The following is an 18911-nucleotide window of genomic DNA, read 5'->3' as shown; positions in this document are numbered from 1 at the left end:
AGCTTTCATTGTACCATTTGTTTCGCCAAATATGAAAAATAAAAAAATTCTTACCTTCTTTTTTTATATTCATCATGTACTAGGTGGACAAATTCTTTTTGTTTTGTCTCGGAATTTATTAATGCTTCCATGTTAGTAGTAGACAAAATGAACTTTTTAATTTTTCTATTACTCCAAATTAGTCTTGTATACTTTGTATCTTCGTCTAGCTTTCGAAACCACTCGAATTCACTTAACTTTGCAATATGATGTTTTAATTTCATATCATTTCGAGGATAAAATGTAATTATAGCCATTATTACATCAAGCAATAAACTCATCTTTTCCCCTCCTATACATATATATTTCAATGTTAAGGAAACATAGTTACAAGGTGATAAAATTGACCAATACATTCATAAAGATATTTTGTATATTGTTCTTACTATATTTTCATTCGACCTCAATTATTATGGCGAAATCTCAAACAAATGTGATAAGTGAATTTAAACAAGCTTTACTCCAAAATGATAAAAAATTAATGCGGTCATATGTAACAGAAGGGATTGAACTACCTACATTCCAAAAGGAAAAACCTATTCATGAAATTAAAATAATACCATCTCCAAAAGAGGATACTACAATTCTTATTTCCTATTTCAAAGACACTGATGATGAATTTACTATCGGTTACATTTTAGAAATAATAACAAAAAACAATAAAATATCTCAAATTAATCAAATTTATGATGGAACTAATCCTCTAATGAGAGAAGCTACTATTGTAAAAAAATATGAAATGAAGTGTAAGGAACATATACTTACTCCTACAAAATTCCCGTTCGAAATTCATGAATTTCAAGGGTACATCTATAACGATTACTTAGAACTACGATACTACAATAAAGATAGTAATGGGATTTTTAAAATCACTGTTTTACCAGTTCAACATAAATTAGATCAATATGTACATAAGGGCACTAAATTTTACATTTTAAAACATAATATAAAGGCAGTATATAATCCTCATTTTGATTTAGCATACGAACTTATCTTTCAGAAGGACGGTTTTCAATATAAAATCGCCCTTGGTAACAAACTATACATAAAAAGAAAATACAATGTTACTGATTTAATAAGAATTGCGGAATCTATGAATTAAAAAACCGATCTTTTCAATATAAGAAAGATCGGTTTTTTTATATATTTTATATAATGAGTTTTCCTCCATGATAGCAATAATAACTTGCTGCTTTAAGGTTTTTAATTCTCTTTAAAGATTCTTCCGCTTTTTCTATATCTAAGCAAAAATTTGGATTAGCTATTACTAATTCATTATTATCTTGAACGGCCGCATCCCCTGTAATTACACAGTCTAAGTCCGGAAAATATAATGAAATATGCCCCGAAGTATGTCCTGGCGTCGCTACTATTTGACATTTATCATTCAAAATCATTTGACCATCATATACTTTTTCATCGACAGAAATATGTCTTATATTTTTTAACTGTTGTATAAACCATTCACTAAATTCTTTCTCTTCAATTGGCATATGTTCTAACATTTCTTCAGCTTGAACTAGTCTCTCTGATTTTATTTCACCATTAATGTAGTTGGATTCTATTTCACTAGCAATAACATGAAGTTGAGGATATTTCACTTTGAAATCGTATAAAGACCCTATATGATCATCATCATAATGAGTAATAATTATATTTTTTAAGTTTTTCATCTCATATCCATGTTTTAAAATTTCATTTTCAATTAAAGGTAAAAAATTTTTATAACCTGTATCTACTAAAGTTAATTCATTGTTTAATACAATTAAGCTCGGATAAATCCATTGTTTTCGCCCGTTACATTCAAATTCAATTGGTAATTCTATTATCTTCATTTCCCTTCCCCCATACCGTTTATTAAATGTTTAATAATAACTGCATCATCCACATTCATTTTACTATACATATTACGAATTGAAGTATGGGCTTCTTTAGTTTCTGTACAAAATTCAAACTTGGTCTCACTTCCCATCAACAGATTTCCGACAAGCTTCTCGATTAAATCCGTCTGGGTATCTTATTGCTAATTTAGATATATTCATTTGAGCGATGTCATCTAACGTATATTCCACCTCATGAGCCGTGATAGAGATTATAGTACATAATGTCACCCAATTCTAAAGCTAACCTATAAGTATTGCCGTTCTCTTCTCATAAACAATGAACCGGATCAAATCCATGCCCATGGAAAATAGCCTTTCTTACAATATCAGCAACCTCACCATTTTTGACTACATAAATTTTATTATCCATACTATGTAATGAAACACTGTAGGTCGTTGCATCATAAACATTATATTATTTTGAACAGGTAATTTCCTATTCTTATGGAATTATAAATTAAGAAACAAAAATAAAATGGATTATTCCCTCACTTCTTTGTCCATCCTTTTAAAAAATATATGTTTTTGTAAAAGGAGTGTTTATATGGAGAAACAGACGCTTTGGAAAAAATTCAAAAAAAGCTCCGCAAACCTTGGAAAATCCAGCGTATATGAAAGTATTATTTTATTTTACACAATGAAAAAGAAAACGTTACCTACTAAAGCAAAACTCATAATATTAGCTGCTTTATCCTATTACGTATTAACAATCGATTTCATTCCAGATATAGCTGCTATTATCGGGATTGGCTTATTAGATGATGTTTTAGCAATTGCTGTAGCGCATAAATACGTTATGAGGCATGCAGACGCTGAAATTCGTGAAAAGAGTAAAATTAAAATGGAGTCCTTGTTTACTTCAGCACACATTTAACGAAGAAAGATAGGCTCTCACTTGTCTTTGTTCACTACTTATCCATCTTCTATAGCTTTTAATCCAATGATTTGAACAGTGTTAAAACAGAAAAAAGAACTAAAATAATCTTTAGTTCTTTTTTTATCAAATCAATTTATTTTTGAACAATCTTTAAAAAGAGCCTATTTTAGTGTACCAACTAATACAGGCTCTTTTCTAATTCAAATTTGCAAAATCCGCATCATTTTACGCTATACTTTGTTACTTCAACAACATTTCTCTTTCATCGCTTTCATCATAGACATAGTTGTCTTCATCATTTCATCACATTCGTTCATTTTTACCATCATTGCCTTATCCATTTCTACATCCATTTGCATCATGTTATTCATCATCATTTTCATACACTTCATTTCACACATCATTTTTTCCATAGACATCATCATGTTTGTTGTTTCTACCATCATAGTTTTTTCCATATTAACATCCCCCTAGAATTTTTATGTTACAAGTATAAAAATTCCTTTTTGTTTTTCTAAAACCTTCTTAGTTTACCTCATACAAATATTTATCAATATATTTCCCTCTCTATTGATTATTGATTCGCTTTATTTATTGTCACACTTAAAACGTACATATAATAAAAAGCATCTTATTTTAGATGCTTTTTATTATATGATTGACACTATGAGCCCATTTATTTCGTGAACATAGGTTAAATCTATTATTTTTCATAAAATTCATAAATCCGACTATAACGTATTATAGTTTTATTCATATACTGTAGTAGATTACTAGAAAGGAGGCGTATATATGGAAAGTTGTATTGTGTTCGTAAACGGCCAACCTTTTTTAGTACTCACAGTTGCTGGCATCGAAATTGCTAGATTGGAAATTACTCTTCAAGTAGCACTAGCTTTGAGAGTTCTCGGTATTCCAATCTGTGAGTAGTCCATTTAAGTAAGTTTAAAAGAGGGCTTTCGCTCTCTTTTAAACTGTTGTCAATACATGTACTTCTATTCGCTTAGCAAGTGTAAATTATAACTTTATAAAATTTATAAATAATTATTTACGCTAAAAGGACTTTCTGTAACACACACCTGCAAACAATTCAACATCCTCTTCCTATCACGTTCTTTATAATGATTTAAACATGCAATTTGGATCCAATTATTTTTTTGCAAATAAGATGACTCATAATGAACAATGTATCCTTGCAATGCTAATGCATCGCCTACTGCTTTAGAAGAATACCCTTCATTTAACTGAATGGTGAGTATAATATGCACGGTGTGCTCTTTAGGTGAAACAAGCTTTAAACCCATATTAGTAATAGCTTCTTCCATATAAGCATATGTCTCTTTTATTTTTACAAACACCGTTTCATCCTCAAATTTCTTCAATGCTTCTTGCAGTGCGTAAATTAAATTCCATGAATGTGAATATGGAATACTGTCATTCATTTCATACATACCAATGTCCATATACGCAGGTATTGCTTCGTTTTTCTCTATATTGTGATTATGAAAAACGAAAGATAATCCTGTAAATGATTTAATCGCTTTCCCGCTAACGCCACTTGCAAAATATACATCCTTCAAATCTATCGGTATTGCTCCAATTGAACTAATACAATCTACACATAGTTTCATATGATACTTTTTACAAAAGACATTTAGCTCGTCCAAATTATTTAACATTCCAGTTGATGTTTCATGATGAACAAACCAAAGCCATTCATAATTTCCACTTACAATTATTTTTTCTAATTCGATTTGTTTAAACGACTCTCCCATTTGTTTTTTATACGTATCAAAATTTAAATGTGCTCGTTTTGCCTGCTCAATTAATCTATTACCAAACTCTCCATTCGCTAAAACTAACCCTTTACCTTTTAAAGAACGTATCTGTAAAGCAATCGCATCATTCGCTAACGTCCCTGTTCCTAACATAATTTGTACATGTTTTGCTTTTGTCATTTGAAGTAATCGTTTCTTTACATTGTCCATTGTCACTTGAAATGACTTAGAACGGTGCGAAATAGGCTTAGTAGAAAACGCCTTTTGAACATTCTCTTCCATGTCTACTGGACCAGGTAAAAACGTAAATTCTTTCGTCATAATACCTCCAACACTCGATTCTTCGAACATAGTAGGTGTAACATACATTGGCTGAAAAGCTGCTTCTTCTGTTCCAACTAACGTATGGAAAGATTTGAACCCCATTTGCTCATATAAAGGCAGCTCACGTGTTGTAGCTGAAATGAGTGCCAATTCATATCCATTTAGAAGCAAATAACGATGTAAAAAGCGAATTAATCCTAACAACGCTCTACCATTTCTATATTCACGTTCTACTGAAAGCAAACGAATTTCATATACGTTTTCACCATGTTTGTTTAAATATACATCTAAATTTGAGATTTTATTATGTAATGAGAATGGGCGTTTTCCTCTTACCGCGACCATACCTACTAACTTCACACCGTCTAAACAAATTAAATATGTATTTTCTTCATGAAATCGATCTATACGAAAACGTTCCTCCGTTTCTTCATGTTGCGGAATTTCTTCTACAAATGTTTTATAGTTCAATTTATGTATACTTTCAAATTCCCAAGCTTGATCAGCAATTTTATAAATTATCCCCATGTCCTATCCCCTTTCTCTCTACTTATTGCTCGTTGTTTAATTCATAAAAATTATAAGTGGAGATACCCCCACTTATAAAGTGAAACTTTAATCAGTGGGGGTTTTTTTCATCCCCCACTGATTATTAGCCTTCACCAATCGGGCTTTTACGGGCAGCCCGACCCCCACCTAACTTCTTTGCTTCCGCTGAATTTTGAGATGGGGGTCTTACTGCCCGGCAAATAGCGCGGGATAAAAGGTCCACTTTATTCTCGATTTACATATAAAATAAGAACAATAATAAGTACACTTAATATAGTCGTACCAATAGAGTAAGAATAAAAAACCATACAAATTGGTAAACAAGCGATTGTAATTAACCCTGGCTTTGTAAATCCTTTAAATATTAAATAAAAAACAATAAAAATACCTATGAGAGTAAGCGCTATCAAATAATCAAATGCGATGAGTCCTCCGATAAATGTTGAAATGCCCTTTCCGCCCTTACCTTTAAACAACATTGGGTAAATATGTCCAATAATAACGACCAATAATGTTAACATTACGAATGTAGCATCTTCAAAAAGATATTTTGCTATACAAACTACAATTGCACCTTTAATGGCATCACCTAAAAATGTAGCGACGAAATACCATTTTCCATATACGCGCCCCATATTTCTTGCGCCAGGATTTCCGCTTCCTTCATCCCTAATATCAACATTATGTCTCAACTTTGTTACTATATAAGCGGTCAAGATGTTACCAAATAAATAAGAAGCCACCAAATACAAAAACTGCATACTATTAATCATGTAATCATTCACTTTCTACATGGGAATACATATACACTATTCAATTACTACGTATATTGTACATTTTTTAATCTACATCCCTTTGTACATTTTAACATCATATTTTTACAAATCAGACAAAAATTCTCATTTATCTATTTACACTTTAAAATATAAATCCTTCATTAAATAGTATGTTCCTTTCACTGCCATTTCTGATTGTGATAAAAATGTAAGTTCTTCAATCCTTTCCTCACAGCACTTCTTAAATACATCATATATTTCAGGAACTAAACGTAATATGCTACCACTTACTGCAATTGGAGTTGAAAACTTACATTGCATCTTATTATAAACATCTACTGTAATTCTCGCTAATTCCTTACCAGCTTGCATCATAATTTCATGTGCACCCTCATTCCCATTTCTCGCTTCCTGAATAACTAATGGTGCGATTGCTGCAACTTTATCTTTTGAAGAAGTATATACTAGGCTTTTTATATGAGACGGTGTCAAAAGTTGAAACTGCCTTTGAATATTCAAGCTTAATGGACAAAGGCTAACTCCTTGATCGAATTGTAATGCCATTTTCTTTAAAGCTTGTAATGCAATCCAATATCCGCTTCCTTCATCCCCTAAAATATGTCCCCATCCACCGCTATACTCGTATACTGTCCCTTTCTTTCCTAGGCAAATCGCACCTGTACCGCCAATTGTTAAAATTCCTTCCTTCCCTTTTAAAGCAGCTGCATGTGCAATCATTGCGTCATTAAAAACTTCAATTTGTGTTCCGTACTTCTTTTTTAGACGTATTGTTAATTCATTTGTATTTGCTCCACTTATACCTGCTAATCCTAAACAAATACAAACGCAATGCTCATTTATTAAACGTTCCCAACATTGATTAATCGCATCTATAATATGTGTGAGTGCATTCTCATAATTTATTACTATATTTCCAAATCCACTTGTACCTCTCGCAAGCTCATTTCCGTCTTGATCAAATGCAATTGCTTCTGTCTTCGTCCCCCCACCATCTACTCCAATCATATACTTCATTTACTTGCCCTACTTTCATCTTCTAGTCGTATGGAAAGTTATATTCCCTAAAACAACCGGTTCCTTAGCACCTGTAGCACTCGGCACATTACTCGGATTACGATGGTACGTTTCGTTTGCTAAAACTGCAAATGCGATTGCTTCTTTCGCCGCTGAAGAATACCCAATATCTTCTTGAATACATATTCTGCATCTTTCTTCTCTTAATTTATTCTGTATCATTTCGACAAGTGTGTCATTATAGCTTCCGCCTCCACCTAGAACTACCTCATCAATTTCATACAATGGAAAAATAAACTCCTTATAATGCTGAACAATTGAACTTGCTGTAAACATCGTGACAGTCGTCAATATACTTTCTTTACTATACTTTTCAAATCGCTTTAATAATTCACTCACAAACTCTTTTCCAAATTGTTCTCTACCTGTTGATTTTGGTGGTTTCATTTTTAAGAATGGATGGTTCATACAGTATGTTAATATTTCATCTACAACTACCCCCTGTTTTGCAATTTCACCCTTTCGATCATATGGTAAATGAAATAATCTTTGACACACTTCATCAATTACCATATTTCCTGGACCAGTATCAAAAGCAATAACACTTTTATTACTTCGTTTACTTGGTATGACTGTAACATTACCAATCCCACCAATATTTTGCAGTATCCTATTTTTAGTTTGATGCTGGTATAAAATAATCTCTGAATATGGTACAAGTGGTGCGCCTTGTCCTCCTGCTGCCATATCCATCGTTCGAAAATTAGAGATTACTGTTGTTTCCGTTTCATATGCTATAACTGCTGGTTCTCCAATTTGTAATGTCGAAGAAATAAAATTGCCTTCTTGCTTTGGCTGATGATAAATCGTTTGTCCGTGAGAACCTATTAAATCTAATCGTTCCAATGAAAAATTAGCCTTTTTACAAACTTCCTTTACAGCATTAGCAAAACATAAACCAAGCTTAAAGTTCAAACTGCATATTAATTGAACATTAGATGTATTATTTGATAAAGCCTGCTGTATCTCATTTTTTATATCCTTACAAAACGGAACAGTAGTAAAATGAATGAGTTCAACTTTAGAATCTACACCGTTTCCTTCAATATGAACGAGCGCTACATCTATTCCGTCTAACGATGTACCGGACATTATCCCTGCAATATACATACTATGCATGCCCCCTATTCACTAAAAAACAATTATGTAAGTAAACAACGTACAACCTACAGAAAACAATATAAATCTAATAAACAACTGGACTTTCGATACAAAGGTGCCATCAATGAAAGAAACAACGATCGTAAGCAAAACACTTGCCGCAATACTTGTAACGAGCCATATACTATGCATTTGTGATAGATTTAGCATTCTTAATACAGGTACTAAGAGTAAATTTGCACATATTACTCCAAACAATAATATAAATACACCTTTATAACTAAATTTTATATTCATTCCTTTACACCTTCTCTCAGTTTAATACGAAAGAAGTGATAGACAAAAAGTCTATCACTTAAAATAACCGTATAAAGCTTAAGAACTAACAGATTCCCCGTTACCATTCTTTTCAATTTCAAGCATATTTTTGTCATACATTTTAAAGAATGGTAGGTAAATAAGAAATGATATTGCTATATTTATAAAAACTAATACCACTGCGCGCCAATCCCCACCTGTGGCTAAATACGCGCCAATTGGAGCTGGTAATGTCCACGGCGGCATAATATGTGTTGGCGTTACAAATCCCATCGCAGTTGCTGAGTATGCAACAGTTGCTGTTACGAGTGGTGTAATGATAAACGGGATAATTAAAATTGGATTTAGTACAATCGGTAATCCGAAAATAACAGGTTCATTAATATTAAAAATACCAGGAACAATACAAGTTCTTGATAATGCTTTCGAATATTTTGATCGACCAAATACAATCATAACTAATACAAGCCCTAACGTCGCACCAGAACCGCCAATCCATATAAACCATTGATATAACGGCTCTGGTGATATGAATGGTAACTGATCTGCTCCACTAGCAACTGCTTCACCATTTTTCCCTAAGTAAACTTCCCATAATGGCCGAGCAACAGTTCCAACAACCGACACACCATGGATTCCGAATGACCAAAAAAATGTAATTAAAAACACTGGAATGATTACACCGAAGTAACTATCACCAGCTTTTACTAATGGTGCTGCTAATTTATCAACAACATGGTGTAAATCAATGCTAAAAACGACAGTTACTAGACTCATTATAATAATAACGAATGCAGCAGGTATAAGTGCTTCAAATGAACGTGATACAGATGGCGGTACTTGTTCTGGCATTTTAATCATTACATTTTTCGTCTTACAAAACCTTAAAATCTCTACGGATAAAATAGAAACAATCATCGTCACAAATAATCCATGACCTCCGAGATTTGTCATCGGAAGCATAAATCCTTTTTTATCAATTAATTCAGGGGTTAACGTTAATAGCAGTGAACATACCGCAAGCTGTGCTCCTGATAAAGCATCTAGCTTATAACTTTTTGCTAAATTATATCCTATTCCAAATGCTATATATAAAGACATAATAAACATCGTTAACCGATATGGTATTAATATACTTGTTTGATTTTTCAATGCCCATACTGATATGAAACTATCTTTCGGTAATGGTGGAAATGCTACTATTAAAAAGAAACTCCCTACGATAATAAATGGTAACGCCGAAATAACTCCATCACGGATTGCTTGTAAATGCCTCTGTTCAGAAAGCCTTGCCATCGGTCCAGATAAGTTTTTATCAAGAAACGTGACAAACTTATTCATAACGCTTCCCCCTAACTAATTAATTCATTTACAGTTTTCAACAAAGTCGGTCCACCAAGCGGTGTGTATGCTTGCGGTGGAATAATACCGCACGGAATGGATTCCTCTTCTGCAAATTTTTTTACAGAGTCAAATCGGTGTCTTATTTGAGGTGCAACCATTACAACATCCCAACCATTCTTTACTTCTTCCTCTACCTCATTCGTTCCAATTGCATGCACTTCCATACTCACACCTTTTTTCTCCGCTTCTTTTTTTAAAGCGTTTACAACAATTGCGCTGGACATTCCTCCAGAACAAACGAATAAAACTTTCATTATTGAAGCCTCCTATACTTATAAATTATTTCCTTCAAATGAAAGAAAGTTTCACTTTACTAACAAGCATATGAAGACATGAAACGATTTAGTTATACTGAAAGTAAATTTCACTAAAAATATTTTTCCTATTAAATTAATGTTTCAATATTTATTTTTCTCAATTGCAAGGCCAACCTCACATCATATATTATTTTAAATAATCGTATAATAGGGAGGCGTATAAATGATTATGAAACGTTTATTAATGATGTGTTGTATCATCATCTTGTTTACTCCTTTTTCTTTCATTTCCCCTCACTCTACCTATGCTGAAGTAAATACTACTTACAAAAAGCATGAATTACGCGCTGTATGGATCGCATCTGTTCTTAATATTGATTGGCCCTCAAAAACTGGCTTACCTATCGAAAAGCAGAAACAAGAATTTATAAAATTATTAGACGATGTAAAAAACACTGGTATGAACGCAGTCGTTGTACAAATAAAACCAACCGCTGATGCTTTTTATCCTTCAAATTACGGTCCTTGGTCTGAATACATTACAGGTACACAAGGAAAAGACCCTGGATACGACCCGCTCGCATTTATGATTGAAGAAGCACATAAAAGAAATATAGAATTCCACGCATGGATTAATCCATACCGAATAACGATGAATCACACTGATATAAATCGACTATCAGAAAATCACCCTGCAAGACAACATCCCGATTGGGTTGTACCTTACGGCGGGAAGCTATATTACAACCCTGGTATTCCAGAAGTGAAAAACTTTATAACAGAAGGCGCTTTAGAAATCGTAAAAAATTATGATGTTGATGCAATTCATATGGACGATTATTTTTATCCTTATAAAGTAGTTGGCGAAGAATTTCCTGATCAAAAAACATTTGAATTATATAATAACGGGAATTTTTCAACTATCGAAGATTGGCGTCGCAATAATGTAAATGAACTCGTAAAAGGTTTAAATACTGCTATAAAACAAGAAAAATCATACGTAAAGTTTGGCATTAGTCCGTTCGGCGTATGGCGAAATATAGCTGACGATCCGACTGGTTCTAACACAACTGCAGGTCAAAGAAACTACGATGATCTTTATGCTGACACACGTGAGTGGATACAAAAAGGGTACATTGATTACATTACACCGCAAATATATTGGAATATCGGTTTCACACCTGCTGCATATGACATATTAGTAGATTGGTGGGTAAAAGAAACAAATAACAAACCTATTCACCTTTACATCGGTCAAGCGGCTTATAAAATTAATAACAACTCTGTCCCTGCTTGGTCTAATCCAGAAGAATATCCGAAGCAAATCGCTTTAAACCATCAATATCCACAAATAAAAGGTAGTATGCATTTCAGTTTAAAAGATATAAATAACAATCCACTTGGAATAAAAGATAGACTCTCCAAAGACATATATATACATCCTGCATTAATCCCGCCCATGCCTTGGCTTGATCATGATCCACCAAAACAACCTACTTTAAAAGGTGCCATTCCAAGAGATGACGGTATTGCTGTAGGAATAATTGACAATAGAGATAATGACTCTGCTTATTACGCCATTTACCGTGTGAATGGAAAAAATGAAGTGGATATACACAACCCAAAACATTTACTTACCACTGTAAGAAAAACAAAACTTGGAGAAATTTACGTAGATAAAACGGCTATTTCTGGAGAAACTTATACGTATGTGGTAACTGCAGTTGATCGATTGCATAACGAAAGTGTTGCTTCTAGTTATACTACCGTTAAGGCAAAATAAAATCTCAAAAAAACGCCTTAAAGCTGAGAAACACTTAGCTTTTAAGGCGCTTTTTCTATTTATTCTTAAACTTCTCAGTCGCTGCTCTCATCTTCACATTCAAATCATGATCAATGGAGTCCCGAATATCACGCTCTACTACTTCCATTTCTTTTTTGAAATTTTGCAAGTAGACTTTTAACTCTTCTTCTTTTTCTGGTCGTTGTGACGGAGGTAATTGCACCACTAAAGATAACATCGCAGTTAAATCTTTCATTAAGAACGTTTCAAGTTTATGTTGTTGTTCAAACATACGCTGCTCTTGATAATACGGCAATGCATTTAATACTGAAATTGTAATATCATCAACTGTTCTTTGTAATGAAGGATTTATCGAGCGTTTATACGTTTGAATTGTATTCAATGCATCTGGATATCGATCATAAAAATACAATTTATAAAACGATAGGTCTGACGGTTTTACAGTTTGCTGCGTTTCTTGTCTTAAGAAATCTTTCACTTTCATCGCGGCCACATCGATATCTTCATTTGTAAGCTTTTTCGTTGTTTTTGCCATTACATGCACTTTTTTCTGTTTTTCTTTCGGTAACATTGAAAATACTTGCTCTCTCGTACGTTGACTTGATGTACAGAAAAGAGTATTCAATGTATGTTGTTCTTTCTTTCCTTCTGTACGAATCCATCGATAAAAAAGTGGATGTTGCGTAAACTCTTGTAAAAACGGTGTCGATTTATTCGATAACTTTTCTATAGAATCTTGCGCCCTCTTGTACGGTTTCGTCCATGAAAAATACAGTTTACGTCCGAAATATACTACTAAAACAACGACAGTAAATGCGATTAAAAGTAATGTACCTAATAGTACTAATACTGTTTGAATGAAACTCATTTTTTCACCTCCTCTAATAATCTGTTATTTTCTTGGACGTTGAATGAGTTTCTGCTTCATCTCATCATTAAATGTGTCTAATTCAATGACAAATTTCTTACTAGACTCAATAATACGTTCTGACGATTTCTCAGAAGCTTCAATCGCTGCGAATACATTTTGGAATGATTCACGTAATTTATCCATGCTAATAGCAGGATTTTCAAGCAACTTTGTTGTTTCTTCTGTATTTTGTTTCAATGCTTGAGAGTTACTTAATACCATTGATTCAATTGCTTCATTTGTCGCATTAACAGCATCAATTGTTTTACGTTGATTCGTTAATGCTAGCTGAATAGCAGCTGAAACTGTTACAACGTTTTGCGTCATCGTAATTGCATTACGAATTGCCTCTGTTAACTTTTCATTATTTTTCTTAATGATATCTACAGATGCAATCGATTGTAATAGTACACTTTTCGCTTGCTGCATATTACGTGTACGTACAAGTATCTTTTCTAATGCATCGTTTATTAATGGAATATCTCTTTGACGCTCTGGGTTTTGCTTCTCAGCTTCAAGCATCCCAGCAAGTTTTTTCCCTAAGTATACTTGTTTATCAAGAGCATGAATTTTATCATGCGATTGCTCTTTTAACATTTCAAGGCCAACCGTATCTTCTTGCAAATTGTCACGGCCAATTAGAAGGGATCTAATAATCTCCTCGATTTGCTTATCTATAGATTGGTATTTATGCACATATGTTTCAAGTGGATTTTTTTTGAATACTTTAAACATTATTTTCTTCATACCACTTGCTTTTAATGAATTCGGATCAAGCTCTGATACCACTTTTCGTAACTCTAACAATGTATTTGGAATTTCTTCATTTTTCCCATTCATCATCGCTGTTACAGGACGTTTTAACGCCGATAACGTTTGTCCTGCTGCTTGTTGCTCTTTATCCCCTAAATCTCCTAGCTGAGACAATACTTTTGATAAATCTGTATTTTGCTCGCTATTTAACTTTTGTACATAAAGATCAGCTTCTTTATTCAATTCATCAAGTTCTTCATCTTTTATAACTGTATCAACTACTACTCCTACATTATTATCTTTCACAATTGATACGGGTTCTTTTTTCTCGAGTTCAGTCAACAAAATCGCTCCTTTATTTATATGTGCGAATTTATATGCACTATTTTTCATTTCATTTATCGTATTTCATGTACAATCAGTCTGTTTGAAATCGATTTTTCAAGAAATATCTGCTTATGCAGTCATTCCCTGTTTCTTAGTATAAGTATACCTGTTATCCACATTATTTTCCTCAGACTTAAGACCTAGAGAAGAACATGCTGAAGGCGGATTCTTCGTATGTTATCTATATAATTTACATTCTTTCTGTCATGCTGTAGTCAATCTTTTGACATTTGCCCGCTTTCAATGTGATAATTATATTACGTTCACTTCTATTTATTCTTGCGCGCTACAAATGCCCCCTTTTGAAAAGCTAATAACACCGTTTCAAACGTATCATCTTCTTCAATCATTTTTATAAACTCACCTAATTCACTCGCATGAGAAGTTGCATTATCAACAACAAGAAAACCTTTTGGTTGTAACATACGTTTTATATGCTCAAACCACCACATGTATTGCGTACGCTCTGAATCTAGGAAAATAAAATCAAATGAATGATCTAATTGCAAATCTAAAAATGCCCCTGCTTCTTGATTATGAATATCGATTCTTTGTAACAGGTGTGCCTTTTCAAAATTGGCAAGTGCCTCTCCAACTCGTTCTGAAGAAAGCTCTACAGTTGTTACATTTCCATTTGTTTCTTCTACCGCATTCGCTAACCACAATGTAGAATAGCCATTAGAAGTTCCAATTTCTAAAATTTTTTTTGCATTACACCCTTTTACTAAAATTGATAAAAATTGCCCCATTTCACGAGAAACATTCCGTAATTTTTCTTCCCTTGTTTTTTTATTTCGATCATGCTCTTCTCCATATTGTTCAAGTTGCAATAATAATGAATCTACTGTATCCATTCTTTTCATCGCCTTTCCAAGCAATATGATGAAAAAGCTCTTGCTGCCCGTCTACTTTTTATTATATGCGAAACAAAAACCTTTTTCCTGTTATATGACAAAGATTTATAATTTTTTATAGCATATTGTTTCGTTTTTTGGTAAAGTTAATTTCTACGTGCAATTATTCCATTCATATTATTTCACATTAAAATTGCAGTTATTAAATTATATAAACCCCATTTAAATGAATCGGTATTTCAAATTCAATTAAGCGCCCTTTTCGGACGCATTTTCTTTGTTTATATATTTCCAGAAGAAAGGATGCTTACAAATGAACGTGATTAGCTTAGATGCTGCTCGAAAACGAAAGCAGCATAAAAAATTAATGATTACTATACCGATTATTACACGTATTTATGAAGAAGACGGGGAAATTAAATTTGAGGTAGCTGGCGAAAAAGATGTACCTCTTGAAATGTTAGAAAAATAATAAAAAACGCATTTCTGAAGAAATGCGCTTTTTTATATTTTTACATTTAAATGCATAAGTTTTTCAGGGTTAACCATCATATAAATATTTGAAATTTTCTCATCCTCAAATGCAAACGAAAGAACATAAGTTACTTTATTATTTATTGTAACTATAACTCCTGGTATACCATTTACCATTTTGAAATCAACAGTGTACTCTTCAGTCAATCGTTGTGCAATTCCAAAGAACAAACGTATAATTCGATCCGCAGAATAAATCGGATGGATCGCAGTCGTAACTTTACCACCACCATCAGCTTTGAGTATAGCATCTGTTTTTAATACTTCTAGCATGCCTTCCGCATCCCCACACTGTAATGATGATACAAACTTTTCAACATAAGCAGCCATTTTCTCTGTGCTTAATTTTGATTGCTTCGGTTTCTCCAAAATGCTTTTTCGTGCACGTTGAAAGATCTTCCTGCAGTTCACACTACTCTTATCAACAATTGAAGCTATTTCTTCGTATTCATAACTGAAAACCTCTCTTAATATGAAAACAATCCTTTCTACTTCAGACAGTTGTTGTAAAAGTAATAAATATGCTGTGGAAAGGGATTCTTTCATTACAAATGACTCTGATGGCTCATCACTCTCTTCTACAAGTGGCTCTGGTAACCACATCCCCACATACACGTTACGTTTATGCGCTGCCGAACGTAATTTATCAATTGAACGATTTGTTGCCATCTTACACAAATATGCTTTCATATTTTCGATAGACTGAATATTCTCTATGTTATTCAGCGAGATAAATACATCCTGAACGATATCCTCGGCATCCATAACACTCCCAAGAATTCTATATGCTAACGAAAATAATAATGGTTGATACGCTTCATATAACTGCTCCGTTTCCATGATGAACACCCTCACTTTCTAATTGCTTTAAAATGTGTAACGCTGCACGTTTTCCGCTTGCTACTGCAGCATCAGCTAATAATTCATCCTGCCCAGTCCAATCACCTGCAACGTAAACACCTGGCATTTCAGGGATATTAGGACCTGGAGTTTCAACTCGTTCAATATGAGGAAAATCATATGCTACTGTTATTTTCGGTAAATATTGCTGCGCAACAACTTCTCTTTTCCAATTTGGATGTAACAACTCCATCGCACTTTCTAACTGTTCTTTATCTTCATGAATATGATTCATCTCTAGCGCAGGATTATGGTACTTAATTAGACTCACTGCAATGGATCCATCTTCACTTAATCTAGCTGCTCTTGATTGATTTGTGAAAAATATAGGTTGATCTAACCCTAATGCAAATTGATGTGTAGGATTGGGTAATCGTCTCAAACCAATATCTAATGCAGCAACGGTAACCGGTACCGATTGTTCACTCCATCTATGCAAACTTGTTCCTTCTGTCCCTTTTATTATTTTACAAGCCTCTTTCGGTGGACTCGTCACGATGACTGTACCTACTTCAAATACATCATCGTCAAAACAATGTATTCTTTGTTTATCTTCATCATGCTCTATTTCCAAAACATGCTTTTTAGCCAAAAATTGCACCCCGACATTATTGGCTATATCTCTTAATTTTGTTATAATCGTCTCCCAACCACCATCTACATAAAGCACTCCTTCTTTTATAGAAAGCTGTATTTGCTTTAGTACAGATGATGCTAATTGTATTGTAGGAGCAAACGTATATGTTGTTGTCCGGCATAGCGCATAAAATATATTGCGAACCATTGGATCTTTTATTTCATTTTCTGCCCATGTAGTTAGACTCATTTCCGGAACTTCTCCTACATCTAAATTTCCTAAACGAATCATAAGACGTGAGAATTGTACTTTTGCAGACCACGAAAGTAGTGGTGTTGATAAAATTGAGCGAAAATCTGTTGGGATAGTGAATATATCCCCTTTCCATATTCCATGTGCTTTTGTAGATGGTATTCCACCTGGAAGATTCATACCGAGCTCATTAAAAGTTATAAACGCTGCCCCGCCTCTATATAAAGCATGTGCACCAAGATTCATGCAGATTCCATTTTTATTTATAGTCATCCCTCGGCCACCGAAGTGACTGGACTTTTCTAATACAATCACTTTCCTTCCTGCTTTCGCTAAATATATAGATGCTGTTAATCCAGCAAGCCCACCACCAACAATTGCTACATCAAATTTCTTCATAATAAAATCCCTCCTTATCGTTCTACATACAAGACGAACGATTAAGGAGGGATGTGACATAAAAATAAATTTTTATTACCCTACTTTATTTCATTACTTTTTAATTCGGTCATATTGCATACGAAATAACTCAATTGCAAATGGAATATCCTCTTCACTCTTTATATAATAACTGATCCATCCTGATTCAGGTAATACGTGATGTGGTTTTACCAATCCTTGCTTCACTAATTCATCTCGCTTTAACTTCGGAAATGGTAAATCAGCTAATTTATCACCATGAAGATGGCCAAGTTCTTTCTTACCATAATTTATTTCAATACCACCAAATCGGTGCGGTTTTTCAGAAACACCCGCCCAGCTGAGTACTTCATTTCTAATCATTTCACTAAATGACATGAACATTCACTCCTTATAAATGATTGATGTACTTTTAAATTAACATTTTCATTACTTTTTTCCATCAATCCAAAGTATGAATGGGAATACGAATATAGTTTAATCTCAACACCTTTATTTTTTACATATTTAAAACAATTTTAAAGGAGGTTTATTCTATTGAAATACGTTATGAACTCAGCCCCATTTACTCTGCCTACTCACAACTACAAGAATCTCAAAACGTATCAAGTGTTTCACGAATATGTATCACCACTACAAGTGTGTTAGATTGCTATAAAATCCTTGGAATGATTCATCAATTTTACAAACCAACTATAAACGATTTCGAAGACAATATAGCACTTGAAAATAGCCATTTTAATAACAATTTATTAACTACAGATCCAATCGCTTTCCACAATCTAGTATCGTATGAACTATTTGAAAATATCATTACGGCTTATACTTCAGATTTATAACCCATTTATTTACCAGATGGTGCTACAATTATTGATTTTACTTTCTCTGCATTTCCAAGAATTGCATATAACATGAAACAAGTAAAAGTAATTGGCATACCTGTTACACTTAAAACAACGGTATCCCATTTTGACGTCATAGAAATCCATTTTAGTTTAAAATAAAACTTGGCATTATTGTGGCTAAATTACGCCTATACCGCTAAAGCACAATTAATTATTCAGCAATAACCTATCTTAAATACAAGACCAATTCCTTTCTAAAAGGCATTGGTCTTTT

General features: G+C 33.3%; 21 protein-coding genes and 2 pseudogenes. 6 read left to right on the top strand and 17 right to left on the bottom strand.

The window, feature by feature from the left end; genetic code table 11:
- Positions 1-50 precede the first annotated feature (50 nt).
- On the bottom strand, positions 51-320 hold the full coding sequence (locus MHH42_RS12230) for a hypothetical protein (protein WP_016108402.1): 270 nt from the start codon (positions 318-320) through the stop codon (positions 51-53).
- A 29-nt stretch (positions 321-349) separates the two neighbouring features.
- On the opposite strand from MHH42_RS12230, the gene MHH42_RS12225 reads away from it, so the two are divergent.
- Positions 350-1141 carry a hypothetical protein gene (locus MHH42_RS12225; RefSeq protein ID WP_080119699.1) on the top strand — a complete coding sequence of 264 codons (792 nt, stop codon included), beginning with the start codon at positions 350-352 and terminating at the stop codon, positions 1139-1141.
- A gap of 46 nt (positions 1142-1187) precedes the next feature.
- On the opposite strand, the gene MHH42_RS12220 is transcribed toward MHH42_RS12225, so the two are convergent.
- Both MHH42_RS12220 and MHH42_RS12215 read right to left on the bottom strand, forming a co-directional pair.
- Positions 1188-1874 carry an MBL fold metallo-hydrolase gene (locus tag MHH42_RS12220; protein WP_000691128.1) on the bottom strand — a complete coding sequence of 229 codons (687 nt, stop codon included), beginning with the start codon at positions 1872-1874 and terminating at the stop codon, positions 1188-1190.
- Between the two features lie 126 nt (positions 1875-2000).
- Positions 2001-2262: pseudogene (locus MHH42_RS12215) on the bottom strand (hypothetical protein); the annotation flags it as partial.
- 204 nt (positions 2263-2466) lie between these two features.
- Here MHH42_RS12215 and MHH42_RS12210 point away from each other — a divergent pair.
- The gene (locus tag MHH42_RS12210; protein ID WP_000415068.1) at positions 2467-2796 is read left to right on the top strand and encodes a YkvA family protein; all 330 of its coding nucleotides are present in this window, start codon (positions 2467-2469) and stop codon (positions 2794-2796) included.
- Between the two features lie 248 nt (positions 2797-3044).
- Here the strand turns inward: MHH42_RS12210 and MHH42_RS12205 are convergent, their stop codons facing one another.
- Positions 3045-3257, bottom strand: a complete 213-nt coding sequence (locus tag MHH42_RS12205) for a hypothetical protein (RefSeq protein ID WP_000416118.1) — start codon at positions 3255-3257, stop codon at positions 3045-3047.
- A gap of 334 nt (positions 3258-3591) precedes the next feature.
- Between MHH42_RS12205 and MHH42_RS12200 the strand changes: the two genes are divergently transcribed.
- Positions 3592-3729 (top strand): DUF3956 domain-containing protein, encoded by a 138-nt coding sequence (locus MHH42_RS12200; protein WP_000443202.1) that lies wholly within the window; start codon positions 3592-3594, stop codon positions 3727-3729.
- A gap of 104 nt (positions 3730-3833) precedes the next feature.
- Here MHH42_RS12200 and MHH42_RS12195 read toward each other — a convergent pair whose 3' ends face one another.
- The 7 genes from MHH42_RS12195 to MHH42_RS12165 all read right to left on the bottom strand — a co-directional run bounded on the left by MHH42_RS12195 (position 3834) and on the right by MHH42_RS12165 (position 10398).
- Positions 3834-5429: an aminotransferase class V-fold PLP-dependent enzyme gene (locus MHH42_RS12195; RefSeq protein WP_070173182.1), complete on the bottom strand. Its 1596-nt coding sequence runs from the start codon at positions 5427-5429 to the stop codon at positions 3834-3836.
- 245 nt (positions 5430-5674) lie between these two features.
- Positions 5675-6223 carry a glycerol-3-phosphate 1-O-acyltransferase PlsY gene (plsY, locus tag MHH42_RS12190; protein ID WP_000610843.1) on the bottom strand — a complete coding sequence of 183 codons (549 nt, stop codon included), beginning with the start codon at positions 6221-6223 and terminating at the stop codon, positions 5675-5677.
- A gap of 138 nt (positions 6224-6361) precedes the next feature.
- Positions 6362-7261, bottom strand: coding sequence for a BadF/BadG/BcrA/BcrD ATPase family protein (locus MHH42_RS12185; protein ID WP_016108399.1), 900 nt, complete (start codon positions 7259-7261; stop codon positions 6362-6364).
- A gap of 15 nt (positions 7262-7276) precedes the next feature.
- The gene (gene anmK, locus MHH42_RS12180; RefSeq protein WP_016108398.1) at positions 7277-8431 is read right to left on the bottom strand and encodes an anhydro-N-acetylmuramic acid kinase AnmK; all 1155 of its coding nucleotides are present in this window, start codon (positions 8429-8431) and stop codon (positions 7277-7279) included.
- A gap of 21 nt (positions 8432-8452) precedes the next feature.
- A complete protein-coding gene (locus tag MHH42_RS12175; protein WP_001021950.1) occupies positions 8453-8719 on the bottom strand; it encodes a hypothetical protein in 267 nt (88 codons plus the stop codon).
- Positions 8720-8797: 78 nt separating this feature from the next.
- On the bottom strand, positions 8798-10081 hold the full coding sequence (locus MHH42_RS12170) for a PTS sugar transporter subunit IIC (protein WP_016108397.1): 1284 nt from the start codon (positions 10079-10081) through the stop codon (positions 8798-8800).
- An 11-nt stretch (positions 10082-10092) separates the two neighbouring features.
- Positions 10093-10398 (bottom strand): PTS sugar transporter subunit IIB, encoded by a 306-nt coding sequence (locus MHH42_RS12165; protein WP_000865901.1) that lies wholly within the window; start codon positions 10396-10398, stop codon positions 10093-10095.
- Between the two features lie 226 nt (positions 10399-10624).
- On the opposite strand from MHH42_RS12165, the gene MHH42_RS12160 reads away from it, so the two are divergent.
- On the top strand, positions 10625-12184 hold the full coding sequence (locus MHH42_RS12160; protein WP_000605563.1) for a glycoside hydrolase family 10 protein: 1560 nt from the start codon (positions 10625-10627) through the stop codon (positions 12182-12184).
- Positions 12185-12239: 55 nt separating this feature from the next.
- On the opposite strand, the gene MHH42_RS12155 is transcribed toward MHH42_RS12160, so the two are convergent.
- The 3 genes from MHH42_RS12155 to MHH42_RS12145 all read right to left on the bottom strand — a co-directional run bounded on the left by MHH42_RS12155 (position 12240) and on the right by MHH42_RS12145 (position 15118).
- Complete coding sequence (locus MHH42_RS12155; protein ID WP_000008388.1) at positions 12240-13073, bottom strand: DUF3974 domain-containing protein; 834 nt, start codon at positions 13071-13073, stop codon at positions 12240-12242.
- A gap of 24 nt (positions 13074-13097) precedes the next feature.
- Positions 13098-14210 carry a toxic anion resistance protein gene (locus MHH42_RS12150; RefSeq protein ID WP_000137414.1) on the bottom strand — a complete coding sequence of 371 codons (1113 nt, stop codon included), beginning with the start codon at positions 14208-14210 and terminating at the stop codon, positions 13098-13100.
- 314 nt (positions 14211-14524) lie between these two features.
- Entirely contained in the window at positions 14525-15118 is a 594-nt protein-coding gene (locus tag MHH42_RS12145; protein WP_002093755.1) for an O-methyltransferase, read from the bottom strand.
- A 304-nt stretch (positions 15119-15422) separates the two neighbouring features.
- Between MHH42_RS12145 and MHH42_RS12140 the strand changes: the two genes are divergently transcribed.
- Entirely contained in the window at positions 15423-15581 is a 159-nt protein-coding gene (locus MHH42_RS12140) for a hypothetical protein (RefSeq protein WP_001100984.1), read from the top strand.
- A 32-nt stretch (positions 15582-15613) separates the two neighbouring features.
- On the opposite strand, the gene MHH42_RS12135 is transcribed toward MHH42_RS12140, so the two are convergent.
- From MHH42_RS12135 to MHH42_RS12125, 3 genes are all read right to left on the bottom strand, one after another.
- Positions 15614-16483: a sigma-70 family RNA polymerase sigma factor gene (locus MHH42_RS12135; RefSeq protein WP_000447155.1), complete on the bottom strand. Its 870-nt coding sequence runs from the start codon at positions 16481-16483 to the stop codon at positions 15614-15616.
- On the bottom strand, positions 16461-17771 hold the full coding sequence (locus tag MHH42_RS12130; protein WP_340893421.1) for a phytoene desaturase family protein: 1311 nt from the start codon (positions 17769-17771) through the stop codon (positions 16461-16463). Before MHH42_RS12130 ends, MHH42_RS12135 begins: the two co-directional genes overlap by 23 nt.
- A 93-nt stretch (positions 17772-17864) precedes the next feature.
- On the bottom strand, positions 17865-18170 hold the full coding sequence (locus MHH42_RS12125) for a luciferase domain-containing protein (protein WP_000010317.1): 306 nt from the start codon (positions 18168-18170) through the stop codon (positions 17865-17867).
- A gap of 155 nt (positions 18171-18325) precedes the next feature.
- Between MHH42_RS12125 and MHH42_RS12120 the strand changes: the two are divergent.
- Positions 18326-18862, top strand: a pseudogene (locus MHH42_RS12120) (HD domain-containing protein); the annotation flags it as partial.
- Positions 18863-18911 lie beyond the last annotated feature (49 nt).

The sequence above is a fragment of the Bacillus sp. FSL L8-0099 genome, from assembly GCF_038006385.1.
Taxonomy (GTDB): Bacteria; Bacillota; Bacilli; order Bacillales; family Bacillaceae_G; genus Bacillus_A; species Bacillus_A toyonensis.
The sequence above is the reverse complement of the archived record's forward strand: the minus strand, read 5'-3'. Positions and strand labels throughout refer to the sequence as shown.

Excerpts from the sequence above, each read along its gene's own strand:
- MHH42_RS12140 (WP_001100984.1), top strand. The coding sequence starts at position 15,423 with ATGAACGTGATTAGCTTAGATGCTGCTCGAAAACGAAAGCAGCATAAA.
- MHH42_RS12185 (WP_016108399.1), bottom strand. The coding sequence starts at position 7,261 with ATGAAGTATATGATTGGAGTAGATGGTGGGGGGACGAAGACAGAAGCA.
- MHH42_RS12170 (WP_016108397.1), bottom strand. The coding sequence starts at position 10,081 with ATGAATAAGTTTGTCACGTTTCTTGATAAAAACTTATCTGGACCGATG.
- MHH42_RS12210 (WP_000415068.1), top strand. The coding sequence starts at position 2,467 with ATGGAGAAACAGACGCTTTGGAAAAAATTCAAAAAAAGCTCCGCAAAC.
- MHH42_RS12195 (WP_070173182.1), bottom strand. The coding sequence starts at position 5,429 with ATGGGGATAATTTATAAAATTGCTGATCAAGCTTGGGAATTTGAAAGT.
- MHH42_RS12205 (WP_000416118.1), bottom strand. The coding sequence starts at position 3,257 with ATGGAAAAAACTATGATGGTAGAAACAACAAACATGATGATGTCTATG.
- plsY (WP_000610843.1), bottom strand. The coding sequence starts at position 6,223 with ATGATTAATAGTATGCAGTTTTTGTATTTGGTGGCTTCTTATTTATTT.
- MHH42_RS12200 (WP_000443202.1), top strand. The coding sequence starts at position 3,592 with ATGGAAAGTTGTATTGTGTTCGTAAACGGCCAACCTTTTTTAGTACTC.
- MHH42_RS12225 (WP_080119699.1), top strand. The coding sequence starts at position 350 with ATGTTAAGGAAACATAGTTACAAGGTGATAAAATTGACCAATACATTC.
- MHH42_RS12145 (WP_002093755.1), bottom strand. The coding sequence starts at position 15,118 with ATGAAAAGAATGGATACAGTAGATTCATTATTATTGCAACTTGAACAA.
- MHH42_RS12220 (WP_000691128.1), bottom strand. The coding sequence starts at position 1,874 with ATGAAGATAATAGAATTACCAATTGAATTTGAATGTAACGGGCGAAAA.
- MHH42_RS12135 (WP_000447155.1), bottom strand. The coding sequence starts at position 16,483 with ATGGAAACGGAGCAGTTATATGAAGCGTATCAACCATTATTATTTTCG.
- MHH42_RS12230 (WP_016108402.1), bottom strand. The coding sequence starts at position 320 with ATGAGTTTATTGCTTGATGTAATAATGGCTATAATTACATTTTATCCT.
- MHH42_RS12125 (WP_000010317.1), bottom strand. The coding sequence starts at position 18,170 with ATGTCATTTAGTGAAATGATTAGAAATGAAGTACTCAGCTGGGCGGGT.
- MHH42_RS12155 (WP_000008388.1), bottom strand. The coding sequence starts at position 13,073 with ATGAGTTTCATTCAAACAGTATTAGTACTATTAGGTACATTACTTTTA.
- anmK (WP_016108398.1), bottom strand. The coding sequence starts at position 8,431 with ATGTATATTGCAGGGATAATGTCCGGTACATCGTTAGACGGAATAGAT.
- MHH42_RS12130 (WP_340893421.1), bottom strand. The coding sequence starts at position 17,771 with ATGAAGAAATTTGATGTAGCAATTGTTGGTGGTGGGCTTGCTGGATTA.
- MHH42_RS12165 (WP_000865901.1), bottom strand. The coding sequence starts at position 10,398 with ATGAAAGTTTTATTCGTTTGTTCTGGAGGAATGTCCAGCGCAATTGTT.
- MHH42_RS12160 (WP_000605563.1), top strand. The coding sequence starts at position 10,625 with ATGATTATGAAACGTTTATTAATGATGTGTTGTATCATCATCTTGTTT.
- MHH42_RS12175 (WP_001021950.1), bottom strand. The coding sequence starts at position 8,719 with ATGAATATAAAATTTAGTTATAAAGGTGTATTTATATTATTGTTTGGA.